The sequence below is a fragment of the Streptomyces sp. NPDC002181 genome (assembly GCF_042890485.1).
Classification (GTDB): domain Bacteria; phylum Actinomycetota; class Actinomycetes; order Streptomycetales; family Streptomycetaceae; genus Streptomyces.
In genome coordinates, this window is sequence record NZ_JBIASC010000003.1 from 136386 (window position 1) to 156838 (window position 20453).

Genomic DNA, 20453 nt, shown 5'->3' on the forward strand with positions numbered 1-20453 from the left:
GGCCGCCGGCTCCAGGCCGTGCAGAAGATCCGGGAGGAGTTCGGCGTGAGCCTGCCGGAGGCGGTCGAACTGCTCGGCAACCGCTCCGGGCAGCTGGGGGAGGAGCGGCCGGACGATTTCCACTCGGACCCGGTCGGGCGGGGCGGCGACCAGGGCGGCGGTCAGCCGGCGGAGACCGCCGCCTCGCGGTAGAGCTCCAGGGCCTGGTCGTCCATGACCGCGCTGTAGGAGACCTCCGGGACCGTGCCGCCGGCCTCGTAGCCGCCCAGGACTCCGGCCAGGGCGCCGTTCGCCAGCCAGGGGCTGCCGCTCGTGCCGCCGCTGAGGTCCGGGCAGTCGATCCGGCGCTGCGTCTCGGAGAACAGGCTGGTGGTGTTCGCGCAGCGCAGCGGGGCTTCGTCGACGCTCGGGTAGCCGAGGATCGTGACCTTCACGTCGTCCGGCTGTTCGGTGGCCACCGGGAAGCCGCCCACCGCGTCCTCGACGCGCGCGGTGCCGCCGTCCGCCGGGGCGACCGTCGCGAAGGCGATGTCTTCGTCCGGGTCCCTCCCGTCCGTCCAGCCCGGGGCGAGGGACACCCCGGTCACCTTCCACACCCCGTACGGGGCCTTGCCGTCCCGGTATCCGGGCGCGAAGACCGTGGTGTCCGGGTTGTCCAGGCAGTGCGCGGCGGTCGCGATCACGTCGCGGTCGTCGCTGTGCACCACGGCCGCGGTGCAGAAGTGCCCGCCGTCGAGGGAGCCCGCGAAGAGGGCCCCGACCCGGTCGGACGTCGCGTCGGACCCGGCCTCGGCGGTGACCCCCAGGGGCGGCACGGCCGCCGCGTCGGGCAGGTCCACGCTCACCAGCGCGGCCATCGCGGCCAGCGCCAGCAGGATCCGGGACGTCCGCCGGGTGCGGGCGCTGTGGGCCGGTCGGGGAAGCATGCGCTGGATCATGCCCCGAGCCTCCCCGCCGAAGCTATGGCCGGAGCACGGTATTCCATATGAATGTCCTGTGAATCCGGGCTCCGCAGGCGGCCGCGCCCCGCGCGGGCGAGACTGACAGGGGCGGCAGGGGGGTCCAGGAGGTGTCCCCGCATGACCGCACAGCACCGCACGCCCGTGGTGTTCATCCACGGCCTCTGGCTGCATTCGACCAGCTGGGAGGGGTGGGCCGACGCCTTCCGCGAAGCCGGGTACGAGCCCGTCCTGCCGGAGTGGCCCGGGGTCCCCGACACCGTCGCCGAGGCCCGCCGCCGCCCCGACGACCAGGACGGGGTCGGACTCGTCGAGATCTCCGACGCCCACGCCAAGGTCATTCGGGACCTGCCCGTGCGGCCCGTTCTCGTGGGGCACTCGGTCGGCGGGTTCATCGCCCAGCACCTGCTCGGCCAGGGCCTCGCCGAGGCCGCCGTCGCCATCTGCCCCGGACAGATCAAGGGCGTCAGGGCCATCGCCCCGGCCCAGGCCAAGTCGACGTTCGCCGTCCTGCACAACCCGGGCAACACTCGCCGCTCCGTCTCGCTCAACCGCGAGCAGTTCCGCTACGGCTTCGCCAACGCCGTCTCCGAGGAGGAATCCGAGGAGCTGTACGACGAGTGGACCATCCCGAGCACCGCCCGCCCCCTCTTCCAGCTTGCCCTGGGCAACTTCACCCCGCACTCCCCGGCCAAGGTCGACACCGGGAACGAGACCCGCGGGCCGCTGCTCCTGCTGTCCGGCCGGCTCGACCACACCGTCCCGGACCTGCTGACCCGCTCGACCTACAAGCAGTACCGCCACTCGCACGCGACCACCGAGTACCAGTGCTTCGAGGACCGCGGCCACTCGCTGATCGTCGACCACGGCTGGCCGGACCTGGCCCGCGCCTCGCTGTCCTGGCTGGACTCCCACGCCGCCGGGGCCCGCGCCGCTTGAGGCCCGCGTTACCGGCGTTCGTACACCGTCACGCGCCGGCCCCGGACCTCGCGGTCCTCCACCGCCGTGAACCGCTCCTTCAGGACCGCCGCCTTCGCCGCGTCCCGGGCGGCCCCCGAAGGCTTCGCCACCTTCGCCGCGTCCGTCACCAGCAGCACCCGCCGCTGTCCGAGCAGCGCCTCCCGGATCCGCGCCGGGTCCGCCTCCTCGCCCTTGAGGGTGGCCGAGGCCACCGGACCGCGCTCCAGGGCCACGTCCGACAGCCCCGTGAACGCCCCGGGCGAGACCAGCGCCGTGTCCCGGCGGGCGGCCGGTACGAAGAGCACCGCGTCCCCGGGCCGCCCCAGCCGGGCCACCTCCCCGGCCACCGCCAGTACGTCGTCGACCCGGCTGGCCGGAGCCCGTTTGTCCAGCTCCACCGGCAGCAGCGCCAGTACGGCGATCCCGACCACGCCCGGCACGAGCGCGTCCGCCGCCCCCGGGAACACGGGCCGGACGGCGCGTACGGCCGCCCCCAGCCCCGCGCCGATCAGCAGGGCCAGCCCGAGCATGCTGAACAGCACGTACCGGTCCAGGAACAGCGGCTGCACCAGCGAGATGCCCATGAGGCCGAGCTGCGGGACCGCCAGCAGCGGCAGCCCCACCGCGGCCGCCGACAGCCGGCCCGCGCGCGGCCGGTCCGCCAGGGCGCAGACGCCTCCGAGCGTCAGCAGGATCGCCGGGCCGATCATCATGTGCCAGGTCAGCGGCGGGATCCAGGACACCTGGTCGGACTGGCTCCGGCTGAACAGCACCAGCGGCAGCGCCCCCGCGGCCGCGCAGGCCCCGTACGCGGCCCAGCGCAGCCACACCCCGCGCCCGGCGCGCACCCACCACAGCGTCGCCGCGTGCGCGGGCAGGACGAGCAGCGAGAGCCAGTTCAGCAGCGCGCACACCAGCACCGTGACCGCGTACGCCGTCCACCGCGGCCGGGCCCGCCGCCCGGCCCCTGGCCCGGCCGGGGCCGACAGCAGCGACACCAGCAGCAGCGTGGAGAGCCCGGCACCGGCCGCGACCAGCGCGTACGGGCGGCCCTCCTGGAGGTAGAACTGCACGGCCGGCAGCAGTCCGAGAGCAAGACCACCGCCCAGCCCCGCCCAGAACCCCGCCAGCCGGCGCCCGATCAGGGCCACGCACGCCGCGGCGGCCGCCACGGCCAGGACCGACGGGAGCCGCAGCGTGGTCGTACTCGCCCCGAAGAGTTCGAAGAGCCCGTGCATCAGCAGGTAGTACAGCCCGTGCACGGCGTCGACGTTGCCGAGCATCGCCACGATCTCGCCCGCCGAGCGGCCGGCCACCTGCCAGGTCGCCGCCTCGTCCCGCCACACGCTGTCCTGCCGCGAGAGCCCCCACAGGCCGAGCCCGAGCGTCCAGAGGGAGGGGATGAGCCAGATGAGGGGCCCGCGACGGGCCGCGGGTATGTGGCAATGCATGAAGGCGCTGGAATCCTAGGTCTGGCGTTCGGGCGGAAGGCACCAGTCTATGGACGACACGGACGGTTTCCGGACCGCCTGTTGTGCACCGCGGAGCGTGAGCGCCGGGCCCGCTCGCCCCTAGCCTCGCCGCAGGAGCACGAACGAGGGGCGGTACCCGGTGAACTGGCTCATCCACGACTACCGCGAGGGCGATCTCGCGGCCGTAGTCCACCTCATCGACACCACGGCGGAACTCGGCCAGGAGTCGGTCTTCTCACTCGCCGAGTGCATCAGCGCCCTCACCGACCGGCAGCCCTGCGTGGTCGCCGTCCACCAGGGCGTCCCCATCGGCGCGGCCCTCGCCTGCGTCACCGGCGAGCGCGCCTGGGTCATGCGGATCGCGATCGCCGCGGGCTGGCGCGGCCGGGGCCTGGCCAGCGCGCTGCTCGTCGAGCTGGAGCGGCGGCTGATCGCGGCCCGGGTCGGGCGGATCGCGTACGTCCTGCCCGAGGAGGACCTGCTCGGCGAGGGCCTGCTCAACGCCGGGTACACGCGCCAGCCCGCCGTCGCCTACTTCGAGAAGACCGAACCGCTGCACGGACCGGCGGCGGGCCTGCTCGACGACCTCGGCGGCCGCTTCCTCCAGGGCGACCTGTGGACCAAGGTCGCCGGCATGGAGCACGAGAAGGACCTCATAGAGCGGCGGGTGGTCCTCCCGCTCGCCGAGCCGGAACGGGCCGCCGCGCACGGGGTGCGGCCGCCGCGCGCCATCACGCTCTTCGGCCCGCCCGGCACCGGCAAGACCACGTTCGCCCGGGCCATCGCCTCCCGCCTCGGCTGGCCGTTCGTGGAACTGCTGCCCTCCCGCCTGGCCGACGAGGGGAACCTGGCCGCCGCGCTGCGCGCCGCGTTCGCCCGGATCGCCGAGCTGGAGCGGGTCCTCGTCTTCATCGACGAAGTCGAGGAGATAGCGCCCGTCCGCACCGAACCCGCGCAGCCCGGCGGGATCCACGGGGTCACCAACGAGCTGCTGAAGCTGATCCCCGGGTTCCGTGAGGGCGGCGAGCGGCTCCTGGTGTGCGCCACCAACTCCATCCGCTCCCTCGACCCGGCGTTCCTGCGGCCCGGGCGCTTCGACTACCTGATCCCGATCGGTACCCCGGACGCCGGGGCGCGGGCCGCGATCTGGTCGCGCCACACGGCGGGCCGCACCGACGTGGACGTGGCGGCGCTGGTGGCGGCGAGCGAGCTGTTCACCCCGGCCGACATCGAGCACGCGGCGCGGACCGCGGCGCAGGTCTCCTTCGAGCGGGATCTGGAGGCGGTGGGCGCGCGCGGAGCGGCGGCGCAGCCCGGAGCCTCCACGGGGGACTACCTGGCGGCGATCGCGCAGTGCAGGCCGACGGTGACCCCCGCGATGACGGGCGAGTTCGAGGCGGACATCACCGCCCACGCCCGCTTCTGAGCGACCTGCCACGGACAGGTCGGCGGGATGGCCCGCAGCCACTCCCCAAAGCGGCTGCGGGCCTCCCGCGCGGACTGGCATCCGTGCGGGACGGCCACGCTCCGGTGGGGGTGTTCGCCGGCTGGAACGTGACGCGCAAGGGTGCCGGAGGGCGTCCCTGAGCCCTCGTCAACGCCTACGAGTCAACCAGCGCGCGGGGTGCGGACGCTTCGGCCGTACGGCCGGCTCCCGGGCGGCCGCCTCGGCCGGAAGGACGAGGCGGACACCCCGGGACACCCCGGGCCACCCCGGGACACCCCGGGACACCTCCGGGCCGCGGCCCGGTCCTACGGGGTGTCGGCGCAGCGGTACGTGAACCGCGTCGCCGCGGTGTGCTGCCCGGGCGAGACGAGCTGGAGCTTGGCCTCCGCCGCGTACGTGCCGCGGCCCTGGAAGGTCCACAGCAGGTGCAGCCGGGCCTCCTTCCGCCCGCTCGGCACCCGCTCGGTGAGCTGCTCCGACTGCGTGCCGTCGGAGCGGATCCACCGGTACGTGAGCGTCCCCGCCCGCCCGTTGGTCCGTACGACGGCCACCACGTCGGCGGCCGAGTCGCAGCCGGGACCCTGCGGGTCGACGGTCGCGACCGTCACCCCCCGTACGTCGATGGCCGGGCCGTACCGCTGCCAGGCCAGGTACGCGAGCACCGCGAGCAGGATCACGGCGGCCAGGGTGTACCGGCGCCACTCCCCGCGCCGGCGGCGCACCACCGGCTCCGCGACCACCGGGAAGGGGGCCGGCATGGCGGCCGTCACCCCGGGCCCGAACCGCAGGACCGAGCCCTCGACCCGGTCGGGCACGGCGTCCTGCGGCTGGACCAGGGTCTGGTGGGCCGTCTGTTGAGCCGTCTGGTGGGCCGTCTGCTGCGGCCCGCTGAACCAGTGGCTGCCGAGGACGGTGGCGCTGTAGTCGTCGTCGCTGTTGCTGTCGCTCATGAGATCGTGCACCGCCTGATGAAGACCTGGCTGGTCGAGGAACCGTTGCCGGCGGCGGGCCTGGTGGTGGCGCGCACGCCCCAGTAGCAGCCCGCGCCCGAGAAGGTGTGGGTCTTGACGAGCGGCGCCGCGGCGCCCGGCTGGTACGTGAGGGTGTCCGCGGCGCCGTCCGCCTTGCCCAGCCGGCCCTCCACGTCACCCGTGAACCATTCGAGCACCACCGTCACCGGGGCGGTGCCCTTCGCGTCGACGCTCACGGTCGCCTGGCCGACGGAGACTCCCGTCTGGCGGAGGGTGACGGACACCGCGCCGACGACCACCGTCGGCTTCGGCGAGGGCGGCGCCGTGGTGGGCGGTGCGGTGGTCGCCGCGGTGATCGTGGGCGTCACCGTCGGCGAGTAGACCGGGCTCGGCGTGGACGAGGGCGAAGCCGACGGGGACGCAGAGGCGGAAGGGGAAGGGGAGGCGGACGGGGAGGGACTCGCCGACGCGCTCGGACCCGGCACCGGCGAAGGGCCCGTACCGCCCGGGCTCGCGCTCGACGTCGCGAACGCGTTCAGCGCGGCTGCCCCGCCGGCCTCCCCGCCCGCCGCGCTGTAGGTGAGCGCCGTCAGCACGCCCAGGACCAGGGCCACCCCGCCCGCGACGAGCCCGCGCCGGCCCGGCGCCCAGCGCGAGGGCGGCGTGATCGTGGTCGTCGCCACCGCCGTGGTCCCCGCGGCCGGGGCGCCCGCGGAGGGGAACAGCAGCGGCAGCAGCGCGGCGAGCGCCGCCAGCTTGCGCTGCCCGCGCTCCTCCCAGTCGGCCCCGTACGCGGCGAGCGCCACGTCCTCCAGCTCCGCCACGAACGCCTCGGCGTTCTCCGGCCGCTGCTCCGGGGCCTTGGCCAGACCCCGCCGGATCAGCGGGCGGACCGGCTCCGGGGCCTCGGTCTCCGGGACCGGCGCCTCGATGTGCTGGACCGCGAGCTCCGCGAAGTTCTCCCCGGCGAACGGCTTGCGGCCGGTCAGGCACTCGAAGAACGTCGCCGTCGCCGCGTACACGTCCGCCGCGGGCGAGGCGGGCCGGCCCTGCCACTGCTCGGGGGCCATGTACGCCGGGGTGCCGGCCACCCCGGGCGTCGTACCGCGGCGCGCCGCGATCCCGAAGTCCACCAGCTTCGAGGAGCCGTCGGCGGAGACCAGTACGTTCTCGGGCTTGTAGTCGCGGTGGACCACGCCCGCCCGGTGGGCGGCGGCGAGGCCCAGCAGCGAGCCCTTCAGCACCACCAGAGCGGCCTCGGGGTCGGCCTGCCCGGCCTGCTTCAGCAGGGCGCGCAGGGAGATCCCGTCGACCAGCTCCATCACGATGGCGGCGCCGCCGGGACCCGCCGTGTGCTCGACGTATTCGTACAGCCGGACCACGTACGGGGTGTCCAGCCCGCCGAGGAGACGGGCCTCGGCCCGGAACTCCGCGACGAAAGCGGGGTCCTCGCGCAGCCGGTCGCTGAGGTACTTCACCGCGACCGGGGTGCCCGTCGCCTCGTGGACGGCGAGGACCACGCGGCCGCTGCCGCCCGAGCCGAGCTCGCGGACCTGCGCATAGCCGGGCACCGTCCACGCGTTCTTCATCGTCATGCCCCCGTCCCCGTCCAGTCCCCGTATCCGTGTCCCGTCAGCCGCGGCTCCGGGCCCCGGGCTGCCCGCTCGTGCCGAGCGGCCACACCCAGGGACACGATTTCCGCCACGGCCGGTTCCCCGCCGCGCGGAGCATTTCACAAGGTGGCCGGGGTGGATTTACGGGGGCTGTACACGGGTTCTCAGGGGGTCACGCCGCGGCCGCCGCAACGCCGATCATGGTGTGCAGCCGGTCGGCCGCCGCCTTCCCGAAGTCCGGGTCGTTGATGTGGGTGTCGTAGTCGTAGAGCCGGGCGGAACTGCCCCGCAGCCCCTCGCGCAGTGCCGAGAACAGGGCCCGGTCCGCGTCCGGGTCGTGGTAGGTGCCGCCCGGGGCGCCGAGCGTGGACAGTCCGCGGAGCGGGACGCAGACGGCCGTTGGGCCGGTGGCGACGCGGAGTTTGGCGGCGACCCGGCGGCCGAGCTCGGCGCACTCGGCGGGGGTCGTACGGACGACGGTGATCGACGGGTTGTGGACGTGGACCCGGCGGTAGCGGGCCCGCTCGGGCAGGGTCTCCAGCGGGCCGAACTTCACCATGTCCAGCGCCCCCAGGCTCACCACCTGCGGGATCCCGGCCCGCCCGGCGGCGCTGAGCCGGTCGGGGCCGGCGGTGAGGATGCCGCCGCACAGGTCGTCGGCGAGCTCGCTGAGGGTGAGGTCCAGTACGCCGGCGAAGATGCCCTGGCCGGCCAGGGTCTCCAGGGTGCGGCCGCCGGCGCCGCTGACGTGGAAGACGAGCACCTCGTAGCCCAGTTCGGTCAGCCTTTCGCGGGCCGCGTCCACGCCGACGGTGGTGACGCCCGCCATGCTCGCCGCGACCAGCGGGCGGGAGCCGGTGCCCAGGCGGGCCGGGCGGCGCAGTTCCCGCGAGGCCCGCTGGAACGCCTTCGCCATTCCCGCCGCCGCCTCGACCGCGTTCGCCATGACCGGCTCGGAGATGCTGTTGATCCCCGCGATGTCCACGACGCTGTACATCATCGTGATGTCCGAGGATCCGACGTACGGGGCCACGTCCCCCGACGCCATGGACGAGACCATCAGCTTCGGCACGCCCAGGGGCAGTGCGCGCATCGCCCGGGTGGCGATGGAGGTGCCGCCACTGCCGCCTATGGCGAGCACCGCGTGCAGCCGGCCCTCGGCGTGCAGGCGTAACAGCGTCGCCTCCGCGCCCTTGGCCATCGCCGTCACGGCCGCGCCCCGGTCGGCGGCCGCGCGCAGTTCCGACAGCTCCGTCCCCGCGGCCCGGGCGACCGCTTCGCGCGGTACGTCCGAGGGCACGCGGGGATCGCCCATGATTCCTGTGTCGACCATGATCACTTCGACGCCGGTGCGCAGCAGCCTCTCGCGCAGCCAGCCGTACTCGACACCCTTGGTGTCCAGGGTTCCCACCAGCACGACGTTCGTCATATGTGCAATGTCCACGCAGGTGGGGTTTGTTGGCAAGTCAAGGTCGGGTCAACCCCTCGGCAGCCCCAACAGCCTCTCCAGAAAAGGGATTTGAGAGGGGATCAGCTTGTTTTTGGCCACGGGGGGAGTGAACCAGGCCACCCGGTCCAGTTCGGGGAACTCCTGCGTCCGGCCCGAGTGCGGGGGCCATTCCATCGTGAAGGTCCCGGGCACCATGAGCGCCGGATCCAGGTCCGCCCGTACCGCCCAGATCGTCACGAGCTTGCCGTTCGGGATCCGCAGCTCGCCCAGCGGGAGGTACGGGCCCTCCGGCGGCGGCAGGCCGATTTCCTCGGTGAACTCCCGGCGGGCCGCGGCGATCGGGGTCTCCTCCTCCTCGTACTCGCCCTTGGGGATGGCCCAGGACCCGTCGTCCTTGTGCTCCCAGAAGGGGCCGCCCATATGGCCGAGGAGGACCTCGATGCCCTCCTCGGGCGAGTCGGCGGCCCCTGCGGCGGGGCGGAACAGGAGCAGTCCGGCGCTGCGTTTCTGCGTCATGCCTCCATGCATGCCCCGCGCGCGGTCCGCTCAGTGATCGTGCGGACCCTGCCGGTGCACCGGACCGTGCGCGTCCGCGCAGTGCGGGTCGGCCGGGTCCTGTCCGGGACGCCCGACCGTGAGCAGGGCTTCCTGTACGTGGTCCACCTGGAGGGTGGTGTGCGTGATCCCGTACTCCTTCTCCAGCAGCCGCTCCAGATCGCGGCGCACGGCATGGCAGTCGCCGGCCGGCTCGACCAGGACGTGCGCGGAGAGCGCCGCCTGCCCGGAGGTGATGGTCCAGATGTGCAGGTCGTGCACCTCGGTGACCGGCGGATGCCCGGCGAGCCGGTCACCGACCGCGTCCGGGTCCATGTGCGCCGGGGCGGCCTCCAGGAAGATCCGGCCGGACTCGCGGACCAGCCCGTAGCCCGCCTTGACCATCAGCACCACGACCACCAGCGTGGCGATCGCGTCGGCCTGGACGAAGCCCGTGGTGAGCACGATCAGACCGGCGACGGCGGTGCCGATGAAGGCGAACAGGTCGTTCAGGATGTGCTGGTAGGCGCCCTCGACGGCGAGCGAGGAGCGGTTCGCCCGGGAGATGCACCAGGCGGCGGCCACGTTCACGACGATGCCCGCGAGCGCCGTCACGAGGACCAGCCCGCCCGCCACGGGAGGCGGGTCCAGCAGCCGCCGGACCGCCTCGTAGGCCAGCCAGACCGCGAGCAGGAGCAGGGTGAGCCCGTTGGCCTGGGCGGAGAGTATCTCCGCCCGCTTGAGCCCGTACGTGAACCCGCCGCGCGCCGGTCGGGCCGCGAGCCGCATCGCGATCAGTGCGAGCACGATCGAGACGGCGTCGGTCAGCATGTGGGCGGCGTCGGAGATCAGCGCCAGCGACTGGGCCACGATGCCGATGACGACCTCGACGGCCATGAACGCGCCGATGAGGCCGAGCGCGATGGCCAGCCAGCGTCGGTCGGCGTCGGCGGAGACCCCGTGGCTGTGCCCGCCGTGCCCGCCGTGCCCGCCGTGATCGTGGCCCGCGGCATGGCCGTGGTCGTCGTGCGCGTGGTCGTGCCCACTCATGGCGTCCCCCGTGTGTTCGGTTCCGACGCGTGAAGTGAAGCGCACCGGGACGCAATGGGCAAAGGCTGCAACGGGGACCGTTGTCATTACCCATAAGAGGCCGCTGACCTGCGGTGATGCGGATACCTGCCGAGGCGGACGGATCGTGGGAAAATTTGCGCATGGCCCAGCGCCCCGGTGCGGCGACCGCGCCCGAGCTCGTCCTGGAAACCGATGCCGGTACCACCGCGATGGTCCCGGGCCGGACGTACCACGTCGGCCGCGACCCCCTCTGCGAGGTCTGCCTCGACGACGCCCGCGTCTCCTGGCACCACGCGATCCTGCGCCCCGACGGCGACCACTGGACCGTGGAGGACGAGGACAGCACCAACGGCACCTGGGCCGACGGACACCGCATCCACGAGTGGAACGTCGGCGCGGGCAGCGAGCTGCGCTTCGGCAGCGCCGCCGACGGCCCGCGCGCCCTGCTGCTCGGCCCGGCCCCGGCCGCCCCGGCTCCGGCCGCCCCGGCTCCGGCCGCCCCGGCTCCGGCCGCCCCGGCGCCATCGGCTCCGGCCGCCTCCGGGCACGAGCCTGCCGGAGCCCGTCCGTCCGCCGTATCCCACCCGTCCCTCACGGGCACCTTCCGCCGGCCCACCTCCGTGCGCCCCCTGCCCGCCCGGACCGCCGTGAGCATCGGCCGCGCCCCCGCCAACGACCTCGTCATCGACGACCTCGTCGTCTCCCGCCACCACGCCGAACTGCGCGCCCGCGCCGACGGCACGTACGAGATCGCCGACCTCGGCAGCCACAACGGCACCTTCCTCAACGGCATCCGCACCGACCGGGCCCCCGTCACCGAGGGCGACGTCATCGGCATCGGCCACACCGCCCTCTGCCTCGTCGGCGACCAGCTCCAGGAGTACGTGGACACCGGCGAGGTCTCCCTCGACGTCCAGGAGCTCGCCGTGGCCGTCGACCACGGCCGCAAGACCCTCCTCGACCACGTCTCCTTCCCCGTCGGCGCCAAATGCCTGCTCGCCGTCGTCGGCCCCAGCGGAGCCGGCAAGTCCACCCTCCTCGGCGCCCTCACCGGACTGCGTCCCGCCGACCACGGCACCGTCCTCTACGACGGCCGCGACCTCTACCGCGACTACGCCGAGCTGCGCAGCCGCATCGGCCTCGTCCCCCAGGACGACATCCTCCACGCCCAGCTGACCGTCCGCCGCGCCCTCACCTACGCCGCAGAACTGCGCTTCCCGCAGGACACCGCCGCGGGCGAACGCCAGGCCCGCGTCGACGAGGTGATCGGCGAACTCGGCCTCGGACAGCGCGCCGACCAGCCCATTCACAGCCTCTCCGGCGGCCAGCGCAAACGCGTCTCCGTCGCCCTGGAGCTGCTCACGAAGCCGTCGCTCCTCTTCCTCGACGAACCCACCTCCGGGCTCGACCCCGGCATGGACCGCTCGGTCATGCACATGCTGCGCGGCCTCGCCGACGACGGCCGTACCGTCATCGTCGTCACCCACAGCGTGCTCAGCCTCGACGTCTGCGACCGGCTGCTGGTCCTCGCCCCGGGCGGGCGCATCGCGTACTTCGGCCCGCCCGGGGAGACGCTCGCCTTCTTCGGCTTCGACCAGTGGCCCGAGGCCTTCGAAGCCTTCGAGAACGAGCGGGACCGGGACTGGGCGGGGGAGTACCTCGCCTCCCCGCAGCACCGCACCTACGTACGGAACGCCGCGCGGCAGCCCCGGCAGGAGGAGGACCGCTCCGGGACGGCGGACTTCGCGGCCCCGCCCCCCAAGGCCCAGAGCTGGGGCTCCCAGCTCTCCACGCTGATGCGCCGCTACGCCGCCGCGCTCGGCGCCGACCGCACGTTCCTCGCGATCATGATCGCGCTGCCGTTCGTCATGGGCGCCATGGCCCGGGCCCTCGCCGGCAGCGCCCTCACCGCGGAGACCGCGATCAACGCCCTGCTCATCCTGTGCGTGGGCGGCGTGCTGACCGGCGCTGCCAACGCCGTACGCGAGCTGGTCAAGGAGCGCGTCATCTACCAGCGGGAACGGGCCGTCGGCCTGTCCAGATCCGCCTACCTGATGTCCAAGGTGCTGGTGCTCGGCGCCGTCACCGTCGCCCAGGCCGTGGTGCTGACGCTCGTCGGCCTCTACGGGGTCGACACGAACGCACCGGGCGGCAAGGGCGTCTTCATGCCACCCCTCGTCGAAATCACCCTGGCCGTCGCCCTGCTGTCCTTCACCGCGATGATGCTGGGCCTGCTGGTCTCCGCCCTGGTCCGCAAGGAGGAGGTCACCATGCCGCTGCTGGTCCTCCTCGCCATCGTGCAGGTGGTGTTCTGCGGGGCCCTGCTCCAGCTCGACGGCGTACCGGTGATCGGACAGCTGGCCTGGCTGGTGCCCTCCCGCTGGGCGCTCGGCGCGATGGCGGGCACCATCGACCTCGGCGCGATCGTGCCCGGCAAGCTCACCGACGACCCGCTCTTCGCGCACAGCGCCGGGGTGTGGCTGCTGGACATGGGGATGCTGGTCGCCCTGTCCGTCCTGTTCGGGGTGCTGGTCCTGCGGCTGCTGCGCCGCCACGAGCCCGCGATCATGCGGAAGTAGCCGCCGATGACCACCACGGCCGGGCCGGCCGGCTTCCACCCCACCCACGTGGTCCCCCGGGAGGGGTTGCCCGCATGGGAGGAGCCCGACGCCTCCCGGCCCACCGCCGCCCTGGACCCCTTCCTGCCCGTACGGCTGCTGGACCGGCGCGGGGAGTGGGGGGAGATCCTGTGCGCCAACGGCTGGTCAGCCTGGGTGGACGGGCGGCTGCTGGTCCCCGTACCCGAGCCCCCGCCGGCCGGCGGGCGGCCGACGGCGCGGGCCGAGGACCCGCCCGCGCTGCTCGCGCGCGCCGCCGAGGCCCTGGAGCGCTACCGGCGGGCCGCCGGGGACCTGGCCTCGGGGCGCAGCGGCGCGGAAGACTTCCGGCAGGCCCTCCGGGGGCTGCGGGCCGGCATCGTCATCGACGGGGAGTCCGTCTGGCTGTACGAGCAGGACTCCGGGCGCTGGCTGTACGGGGACGGCACCGGCCTCGTGACGTACGCCGTCGACGAGGGCCCCGGGGTTCCGCCCGAGGCACAGCCGCCGGAGCCGGAGCCGGAGCCGGGGCCGGGGCCGGGGCCGGAGCAGCCGCCGCAGCCGCGGCACTCGCGGTCCGGGTCGCCGCCGCCGGCCGGACACGAGCCCACGCGGATCGTCACCCCGCCCGAGGGCGGCGCGCCGTGACGGCCGCCGGGTCCCCGGGCGGGCGCCCCTCCGATCTGCGCGGGAAGCGGATCGCCGGATACCTGGTGGAGAGCGAGATCGGCCGCGGCGGCATGGCGGTCGTCTACCTCGCCCGCGACCTGCGGCTGGACCGGCCGGTCGCACTCAAGCTGCTGGCCCCCGAACTCGCCCGCAACGACGTCTTCCGACAGCGCTTCGCCCACGAATCGAAGGTCGCCGCGGCCATCGACCACCCGCACATCGTGCCGGTCTTCGAGGCGGGCGAGACCGAGGGGCTGCTGTACATCGCGATGCGCTACGTCCCCGGACAGGACCTGCGCGCCCTGCTGGACCGCACGGGGCCGCTGCCGGTGGAGACCGCCGCCCGGATCGCCGGCCAGGTGGCCTCCGCGCTGGACGCGGCGCACGCCCACGACTTGGTGCACCGGGACGTGAAACCGGGGAACATCCTGGTCGCGGAGGGAACGGACAGCGAGCACCCCGAGCACGTGTACCTCACGGACTTCGGGCTGACGAAGAAGTCGCTCTCGCTGACCGGGTTCACGAGCGTCGGGCAGTTCGTCGGCACCCTGGACTACGTGGCGCCCGAGCAGATCTCCGGCAAGCCGGTCGACGGCCGCTGCGACGTCTACAGCCTGGGCTGCGTCGTCCACGAAACGCTCACCGGGAGCCCGCCCTTCCGGCGGGACGACGACATGGCACTGCTGTGGGCCCACCAGTTCGATCCGCCGCCCCCGGTCAGCTCACTGCGGCCCGGTCTGCCGGCGGCGGTGGACGAGGTGCTGGCGAAGGCGCTGGCCAAATCCCCTGAGGACCGGTGGAACAGCTGCCTGGAATTCACGGGGGCACTGCGCCGCGCGGGCGCGGAGGCGGCCCCGCCGCCCGGCCCCGTACCCCCGCCGCCGCGCTGGGCACGGCCGGTGTTCCGGGAGGAGGACGCCGGCTGACGGCCGGTCATCCTCCGGCGGTCGCGGCCGGCTCCTCGACGAGGCCGCGCCGGTGCACGGGCCGGGCCAGGAGCGCCCCGAGGAAGCCCGCGAGGGCGCCCCAGAGCAGGGCCAGGCCCACGTTGCGCCACAGCACCGGGCGCAGCTGAGCGCTGCCGCCGAGCCCGCCGGCGTCCCCGATGCCCAGCAGCGACAGGCCGAACCGGGCCTGGACCCCGGCCAGCAGGCACACCGCCAGAGTGGCGAGGGCGAGGGCCACGCCCAGGTGCAGCGCGTGCTGCCAGGCGCGGACGCCGGCCGGGGAGCGTACGGCGGCCAGGAATCCCGTGGCGAGCAGCAGGACGGCGGCGACGGCCACCAGCCACCAGGCACGGGAGTCGTGCTCCGCGAGCGAGGCCACGTCGACCCGGGACAGGTCGGGCCCGCGCAGCACCTCGTCCAGCAGCCGGGGCACCGGCAGCCCGAACGGCCCCTGGACCCTGCCCTCCCAGGCCCCGCCGAACCCCAGGGTGAGCGCGAGCCAGGCCAGGTTGGGCAGGCCCAGCAGGATCACGGCGAAGGTCCGGTCCGCGTGCCCCTGGGTGGCGGCCACCACCAGACCGACGCCGATGCCGATGACCACGTACGCGAGGAGCAGCGCCACGGTGGCGAAGGCGGCGGGCCGCACCGCCGTGTGGAAGCGGACCAGCCCGGCCGGGAGCGGGGCGCGGCGCGAGACCAGCAGGGCGATGAGCAACAGGCCCAGGATCCACAGCAGTCCGAAGCCGAGCGTTGCGGGCAGGGCGGCCCGGAAGCCCGCCGTGGGGGAGACGTCGAGCAGTTCGCCGAGGTCGGCGATCGGCGAGTCGCCCGGGGCGATCCCGAAGCTCTGGCGGGCCAGGAGCGCGGTGCCGGTGAGGGCGAGCAGCCACAGCAGGACCAACGGGCCGGCGCGGGCCAGGAGTTCCCCCGGCCGGGTCACCGCCCGGTTGTGCAGGGGCCGCAGGAAGAGGCAGCCCGCCGTGAGGGCACCGGCCAGGCTCACCGAGAGCGGGAGCACGGACAGGCTCGCGTCGGCCTCGGCCAGGAATCCGGCCCCGCCCGTCACCTCGACCGAGCCGCCGGCCGCCATCACGACCACCGCGGCGATCACCCGGGGGAACGCGCCGCCCGGCAGACCGGTCGCGCCCGCGCAGGCCAGACCCGCCGCCGCGACGGCGGCCATCACGGCGAAGCCCGCCACGACGGCGACGAGGGCGTCCCGCCAGGACCGCGCGGAGCCTGCCGGCGGCGAGTGCGCCGATGCCGGACGGGGGGATGACGGACCGCTCACGCTCACGCCGCCACCGTAGGCACGCTCGGCTTGCGGCCACCACCGGGACGACGCACACAATGGTCCGCAGGGACCGGAACTCCGCCGCCTGGAAGAAGAGCCCGTGACCACGCAACCTTCCGGCCCCGACCCGGAGCCGCAGCGGCCCACAGAGTCCGCTCGGCCGCCGGGCCCGCGCCCCACCGAGTCCGCTCGGCCGTCCGGCCCGCGCCCCACCGGTCCGCCGTCCGGCCCCCTCTCGGGCGGCCGGCAGGGCCCGCCGCCGACTCCTCCCGCTCCACCGTCCGGGGGAACCCCGCCGGGACCACCCCCCGAGGGGCCCTGGTGGCGCTCCGTACCGCGGCTGGCCACCGCTCTCGTCGCGGTGGCCGCCCTCGTGGCCCTGGTCGTGGTCCTCACCCGGCCCAGCGGCTCCCCTTCCGCCCGCGGCGAGGTCTTCCTCCAGCCCGCCTCCGCCACCGGTCCCGACCCCTTCACCGAGTCCACCGCCGCGCGCGAGGCGGTGGAGCCGCCGCAGAGCCCGGCTCCGTCACCGCCTGGCGCCACGCCCACCACCGCAGCCACCGCCACCCGCAGCATCAGCGGCGCGGCGCCCGGCCTGTACGGCGGCACGCAGTCCGTGACGAGCTGCGACGTGGAGAAGCAGGTCCGGGTGCTGTCCGCCGAGCCCGCCAAGAACGAGGCCTTCGCCTCGGCACTCGGCATCCGGCCGCAGTCCGTCCCCGGATACCTGCGCTCGCTCACCCCGGTGCAGCTGCGCACGGACACCCGGGTCACCAACCACGGCTATCGCGACGGCAAGGCCACCGCCTACCAGGCGGTGCTCCAGGCCGGCACCGCGGTGCTGATCGACGACCGGGGGGTGCCGCGGGTGCGGTGCGCGTGCGGAAACCCGCTCGGACCGCCGGTGGCGCTGCCGGCCGATCCGAAGCGGCACGGGCAGCCGTGGAGCTCGTACCAGCCGTCGGAGGTGGTGGTCATCGCGCCGTCGGAGAAGGTCGTCCACAAGTTCGTGATCTACGACCACCGCGACCGCAGCTGGTTCGAGAGGAACCGGGGCGACCACCAGGGCGAGCACGACAAGCCCGTGCCGCCGCCGGTGCCCCCGACCGCGCCGGCCACTCCCTCGCACCCCGCCCCCGCGACCTCCGCTGCGTCCGCGTCGCCGCCGGTCCCCTCGCACTCCCCGGCCGGGAAGGCGCCCGTGTCCCCGCCCCCGCCGACGACCCCGCCCCCGTCCGGTCCGCCGTCGGAGCCGGCGTCGAAGCCGCCATCGAAGCCGCCATCGGAGCCGGCGTCGAAGCCGGCGTCCGAGCCCGCGTCGAAGGAGGCGTCGAAGCCCGCCTCCGAGCCCGTCTCCGAGCCCCCGCCCGGGAGCCCGCCGGACACCGGCACGCCGTCCGCCCGAGGCGCCGCCGAATAGCCGACGGCCTGCTTGTGCGGGCACGCGTACGGGAACGGTGAGACCCTGGCTGCATGGCCGAAAGGCGAGCGAGCCCCGAGGTCGACTGGCCCGCGCAGCCGGACATGAGCCTCGCGCTCAACCGTATGGGCACCTTCGACTGGGACCTCGACAGTGGGCAGATGCATCTGGATCCCACCGCCCTCGAGGTCCTCGACCTGCGCCCGGAGGAGTTCACCGGAACCCCCGAAGGGCTGCGGGCGCGGGTCCCGCCGGGCGAGGGGGCCAGGCTCGACGCCCGGGTGGCCCAGGCGCTCAAGGACGGCCGCAGTCACTACGGGGCGTACGTACGGACCCGCCTGAGCGACGGGACACCCGTCTGGACCCACATCCAGGGCCACATCCTGCGCGAGGGGAACGGACGCCCGTACCGGATCATCGGCATCCTGCGCGACGCCGCCCACGACCCGGGCGAGCCCGGCGCCGGCGGGCAGCAGGACGAGGGGCGCCGCCGGATGACCGGGGTCGTCGAGCGGACCAGCGCGATCCTGGCCCACGCCCGCACCGTCAACGACGTGACCGACGTCCTCAAGGACCCCGAGGCCCTCGGGCACCTCGGCGCGGTCAGCGTGATGCTCGGCATCGTCGACGGCGGCCGGATCCACCTCGTCGCGGAGGGCCAGCTGGGCAGTTACGTCTCGGAGATCGAGTACACCCGCATCGACGCGCGGTTCCCGATGAGCGAGGCCGTACGCAACCTCCAGCCGGTGTTCATCGCCTCGCGCGAGGAGTTCCAGGGGCGCTATCCGCAGCTGTGGCCGTACATCGAGCCGCTGTCCGTGCGCAGCGGCGTCTACCTGCCGCTGATCGCCCAGGGCCGGGCCATCGCCGCGCTCGGGCTGCTGTACCAGCGGGACGGGGACTTCACCGCCGAGGAGCGGAACCTGCTCGTCGCGCTCGGCAGCGGCATCGCGCAGAGCCTCCAGCGGGCCATCCTCTTCGAGCAGGAGCACGATCTGGCGGAAGGCCTGCAGCGGGCGATGCTGCCGCGCCGGATCCCGGAGGTGCCGGGCGCGCGGATCGCCGTACGGTACCGGGCCGCCCGGGCGGGGCGGGACATCGGCGGTGACTGGTACGACGTGGTCCAGCTCGGCGAAGGACGCGTCGGGGTCATGATCGGCGATGTGGAGGGCCACGACACGGACGCCGCGGCCGTCATGGGCCAGCTGCGGATCGTCCTGCGGGCGTACGTGTCCGAGGGGCACACCCCCGGCACGGCCATGGCGCGGGCCTCGACCTTCCTGCGGGAGCTGGAGACGGAGCGGTTCGCCACCTGTACGTACGCCGAGGTGGACCTGAACACCGGCCTGCTCCAGCTGGTCCGCGCCGGTCACCTCGACCCGGTGGTGCGGCGCGGCGACGGCAGCTGCCACCGCATCCCCGTGGCCGGCGGACTCCCGCTCGGGCTGCCGCCGCGCGACGGGTCGGGGGCCGGCACCGGCTACCCCGTCACCAGCCTCGAACTGCACCCCGGGGACACCCTGGTGCTGTGCACGGACGGCCTGCTGGAACGGCCGGACGGCGCCCCCGGGGACGGGATGCAGGAGCTCATGGAGGCGGTCCGCGGCGGGCCGGTGGACGTCGAGGAGCTCGCCGACGTCCTGTGCGACCTCGTCGGCGACGCGGGCGCCGGCGACGACATGGCCCTGCTCCTGCTGCGCCGCCGCGGGACCCCCGTTCCGCGCGGCGGCGGCCCGCTGCGCCTGCCGCTCACCCCGGGCGATCCCGAAGGCCCGGCGATGGCCCGCCACCTGATCCGCGCGGCGGTGGCCGCGTGGGGCGCCCGGGACCGGGCCGACGAGATCGAACTGGCGGCGGACGAGCTGATGACCAACGCCCTCGTGCACACGGACGGCGGCGGCCACCTCAACGTGCGGCTGACCACGGAGGGCCGGATCCGGATCGAGGTCGAGGACACCAGCAGCGCCCTGCCGCGCCGGCGCGAGGCGGGCGACTGGGCGGTGTCGGGACGCGGGCTGCTGCTCGTGGACCGGCTGGCCGAGGACTGGGGCGTGGAGCCCCGGGGCGGCGGGAAGAGCGTGTGGTGCGAGTTCGCCGTACCGGGGCACGAGGCGGCGCCCTGAGCGGCGCGGCGCCCGGGCTCACACGGCCGCGTACGGGCCCTGCTCCGCCTTCAGGGTCTGCATGGCCGTCAGCTTGCGGACGAAGACGACGGCGAGGACCGCCGCGGCGACCGTGAGCAGGTCGGAGACCACCCCCACGGCGGACGCGTCGCGCAGCGCCTCGGGGGTCTCGGCCCGCCCGTACAGGGTGCTGAAGAGGCGGTCGGACACCGCCGAGAGGACCCACACGGCCCACCAGGCGTTGACGGGCGCGGCGGAGACCCCGTGGAGCGAGCCGTCCGGTGCGAACCGGGTGCTCGCGGTCCAGATCTCCTTGGCCGTCCGGTACGGCAGGAACAGGTTGCCGATCGGGACGAACCAGCCCCCGATGGCCCAGCCGCGGGTCTGGGTGAAGACCTCGGGACGCATGATCCCGCCGTTCACCCGGACGCGGTGGAACCAGACGATGAAGACGACCGCCGTCGCCAGCAGGATCACGACCTGGAGCGCACCGGCGATCCCGGTCAGGACGTCCGACCGGTCGAGGGCGTCGCCGCCGACGTCCGCCGGACCGGCGATCACGCGGTTCATGAGCGAGTAGGCGTACCCGCTGACGGCCGCCGAGAACAGGTTGACCGCGGCCGCGACCCCGAGCAGGACGCAGACGGCGAGGGCCGGGCCGCGAGGGGAGCGCAGCACGTCGGCGGGGGGCCAGGGCGCGGCGTACGGCATGCCGGGGTACGGGCCGGCGGGCTGGCCGGGCCGGGGCCCGCCGGCGTACGGCGGGCCCGGGTAGGGCTGGCCGGGCTGGTGCTGGCCGGGCTGGGGCTGAGCCGGGTACGCCGGAGCCGGAGGCGGAGTCGGCGGGCCCTGCGGCTCGTTGAAGGACATGCGGTGTGTACCCCCCACGGGAACATGCGACTGAGCTGCGCGTGCCCGCTGACCTG

Annotated in this window: 16 protein-coding genes; 7 read left to right on the top strand and 9 right to left on the bottom strand. The window is 74.5% G+C overall.

Features of this window, described 5'->3' with window-relative positions; translation table 11 throughout:
* Window positions 1-161: 161 nt before the first annotated feature.
* Window positions 162-926 (bottom strand): trypsin-like serine peptidase, encoded by a 765-nt coding sequence (locus ACFYXV_RS10020; protein ID WP_389382549.1) that lies wholly within the window; start codon window positions 924-926, stop codon window positions 162-164.
* 153 nt (window positions 927-1079) lie between these two features.
* Between ACFYXV_RS10020 and ACFYXV_RS10025 the strand changes: the two genes are divergently transcribed.
* The gene (locus ACFYXV_RS10025) at window positions 1080-1898 is read left to right on the top strand and encodes an alpha/beta hydrolase (protein ID WP_389382550.1); all 819 of its coding nucleotides are present in this window, start codon (window positions 1080-1082) and stop codon (window positions 1896-1898) included.
* Between the two features lie 8 nt (window positions 1899-1906).
* Here the strand turns inward: ACFYXV_RS10025 and ACFYXV_RS10030 are convergent, their stop codons facing one another.
* Complete coding sequence (locus ACFYXV_RS10030) at window positions 1907-3370, bottom strand: hypothetical protein (RefSeq protein ID WP_389382551.1); 1464 nt, start codon at window positions 3368-3370, stop codon at window positions 1907-1909.
* A gap of 160 nt (window positions 3371-3530) precedes the next feature.
* On the opposite strand from ACFYXV_RS10030, the gene ACFYXV_RS10035 reads away from it, so the two are divergent.
* Complete coding sequence (locus ACFYXV_RS10035; RefSeq protein ID WP_385471022.1) at window positions 3531-4817, top strand: ATP-binding protein; 1287 nt, start codon at window positions 3531-3533, stop codon at window positions 4815-4817.
* A gap of 326 nt (window positions 4818-5143) precedes the next feature.
* On the opposite strand, the gene ACFYXV_RS10040 is transcribed toward ACFYXV_RS10035, so the two are convergent.
* The 5 genes from ACFYXV_RS10040 to ACFYXV_RS10060 all read right to left on the bottom strand — a co-directional run bounded on the left by ACFYXV_RS10040 (window position 5144) and on the right by ACFYXV_RS10060 (window position 10456).
* On the bottom strand, window positions 5144-5788 hold the full coding sequence (locus ACFYXV_RS10040) for a hypothetical protein (protein ID WP_385471020.1): 645 nt from the start codon (window positions 5786-5788) through the stop codon (window positions 5144-5146).
* Window positions 5785-7404 carry a serine/threonine-protein kinase gene (locus ACFYXV_RS10045; protein ID WP_385471018.1) on the bottom strand — a complete coding sequence of 540 codons (1620 nt, stop codon included), beginning with the start codon at window positions 7402-7404 and terminating at the stop codon, window positions 5785-5787. The genes ACFYXV_RS10040 and ACFYXV_RS10045 overlap by 4 nt, the downstream gene beginning before the upstream one ends.
* Before the next feature lie 190 nt (window positions 7405-7594).
* The gene (locus ACFYXV_RS10050; RefSeq protein WP_385471016.1) at window positions 7595-8851 is read right to left on the bottom strand and encodes a Tm-1-like ATP-binding domain-containing protein; all 1257 of its coding nucleotides are present in this window, start codon (window positions 8849-8851) and stop codon (window positions 7595-7597) included.
* 48 nt (window positions 8852-8899) lie between these two features.
* Window positions 8900-9388 carry an NUDIX domain-containing protein gene (locus ACFYXV_RS10055; RefSeq protein ID WP_389382552.1) on the bottom strand — a complete coding sequence of 163 codons (489 nt, stop codon included), beginning with the start codon at window positions 9386-9388 and terminating at the stop codon, window positions 8900-8902.
* A 30-nt stretch (window positions 9389-9418) separates the two neighbouring features.
* A complete protein-coding gene (locus tag ACFYXV_RS10060) occupies window positions 9419-10456 on the bottom strand; it encodes a cation diffusion facilitator family transporter (RefSeq protein ID WP_389382553.1) in 1038 nt (345 codons plus the stop codon).
* 161 nt (window positions 10457-10617) lie between these two features.
* Between ACFYXV_RS10060 and ACFYXV_RS10065 the strand changes: the two genes are divergently transcribed.
* From ACFYXV_RS10065 to ACFYXV_RS10075, 3 genes are read left to right on the top strand one after another with little or no spacing between them, the layout of a single operon-like run.
* A complete protein-coding gene (locus ACFYXV_RS10065; protein ID WP_389382554.1) occupies window positions 10618-13056 on the top strand; it encodes an FHA domain-containing protein in 2439 nt (812 codons plus the stop codon).
* A gap of 6 nt (window positions 13057-13062) precedes the next feature.
* Complete coding sequence (locus tag ACFYXV_RS10070; RefSeq protein ID WP_389382555.1) at window positions 13063-13722, top strand: hypothetical protein; 660 nt, start codon at window positions 13063-13065, stop codon at window positions 13720-13722.
* A complete protein-coding gene (locus ACFYXV_RS10075) occupies window positions 13719-14669 on the top strand; it encodes a serine/threonine-protein kinase (protein ID WP_385471006.1) in 951 nt (316 codons plus the stop codon). Before ACFYXV_RS10070 ends, ACFYXV_RS10075 begins: the two co-directional genes overlap by 4 nt.
* Window positions 14670-14676: 7 nt before the next feature.
* Here the strand turns inward: ACFYXV_RS10075 and ACFYXV_RS10080 are convergent, their stop codons facing one another.
* Window positions 14677-15981 carry a streptophobe family protein gene (locus ACFYXV_RS10080; protein WP_389382833.1) on the bottom strand — a complete coding sequence of 435 codons (1305 nt, stop codon included), beginning with the start codon at window positions 15979-15981 and terminating at the stop codon, window positions 14677-14679.
* Window positions 15982-16345: 364 nt separating this feature from the next.
* Here ACFYXV_RS10080 and ACFYXV_RS10085 point away from each other — a divergent pair, with 364 nt between their 5' ends.
* On the top strand, window positions 16346-17404 hold the full coding sequence (locus ACFYXV_RS10085; protein WP_389382556.1) for a DUF6777 domain-containing protein: 1059 nt from the start codon (window positions 16346-16348) through the stop codon (window positions 17402-17404).
* 53 nt (window positions 17405-17457) lie between these two features.
* Window positions 17458-19527: a SpoIIE family protein phosphatase gene (locus ACFYXV_RS10090; protein ID WP_389382557.1), complete on the top strand. Its 2070-nt coding sequence runs from the start codon at window positions 17458-17460 to the stop codon at window positions 19525-19527.
* 18 nt (window positions 19528-19545) lie between these two features.
* On the opposite strand, the gene ACFYXV_RS10095 is transcribed toward ACFYXV_RS10090, so the two are convergent.
* Window positions 19546-20397: a DUF4328 domain-containing protein gene (locus tag ACFYXV_RS10095; RefSeq protein ID WP_389382558.1), complete on the bottom strand. Its 852-nt coding sequence runs from the start codon at window positions 20395-20397 to the stop codon at window positions 19546-19548.
* Between the last annotated feature and the right edge of the window lie 56 nt (window positions 20398-20453).

What these genes read in the sequence shown, in the direction of transcription:
- ACFYXV_RS10020 (WP_389382549.1), bottom strand. Translation starts at nt 926, where the DNA reads ATGCTTCCCCGACCGGCCCACAGCGCCCGCACCCGGCGGACGTCCCGG.
- ACFYXV_RS10025 (WP_389382550.1), top strand. Translation starts at nt 1,080, where the DNA reads ATGACCGCACAGCACCGCACGCCCGTGGTGTTCATCCACGGCCTCTGG.
- ACFYXV_RS10030 (WP_389382551.1), bottom strand. Translation starts at nt 3,370, where the DNA reads ATGCATTGCCACATACCCGCGGCCCGTCGCGGGCCCCTCATCTGGCTC.
- ACFYXV_RS10040 (WP_385471020.1), bottom strand. Translation starts at nt 5,788, where the DNA reads ATGAGCGACAGCAACAGCGACGACGACTACAGCGCCACCGTCCTCGGC.
- ACFYXV_RS10045 (WP_385471018.1), bottom strand. Translation starts at nt 7,404, where the DNA reads ATGACGATGAAGAACGCGTGGACGGTGCCCGGCTATGCGCAGGTCCGC.
- ACFYXV_RS10050 (WP_385471016.1), bottom strand. Translation starts at nt 8,851, where the DNA reads ATGACGAACGTCGTGCTGGTGGGAACCCTGGACACCAAGGGTGTCGAG.
- ACFYXV_RS10055 (WP_389382552.1), bottom strand. Translation starts at nt 9,388, where the DNA reads ATGACGCAGAAACGCAGCGCCGGACTGCTCCTGTTCCGCCCCGCCGCA.
- ACFYXV_RS10060 (WP_389382553.1), bottom strand. Translation starts at nt 10,456, where the DNA reads ATGAGTGGGCACGACCACGCGCACGACGACCACGGCCATGCCGCGGGC.
- ACFYXV_RS10065 (WP_389382554.1), top strand. Translation starts at nt 10,618, where the DNA reads ATGGCCCAGCGCCCCGGTGCGGCGACCGCGCCCGAGCTCGTCCTGGAA.
- ACFYXV_RS10070 (WP_389382555.1), top strand. Translation starts at nt 13,063, where the DNA reads ATGACCACCACGGCCGGGCCGGCCGGCTTCCACCCCACCCACGTGGTC.
- ACFYXV_RS10090 (WP_389382557.1), top strand. Translation starts at nt 17,458, where the DNA reads ATGGCCGAAAGGCGAGCGAGCCCCGAGGTCGACTGGCCCGCGCAGCCG.
- ACFYXV_RS10095 (WP_389382558.1), bottom strand. Translation starts at nt 20,397, where the DNA reads ATGTCCTTCAACGAGCCGCAGGGCCCGCCGACTCCGCCTCCGGCTCCG.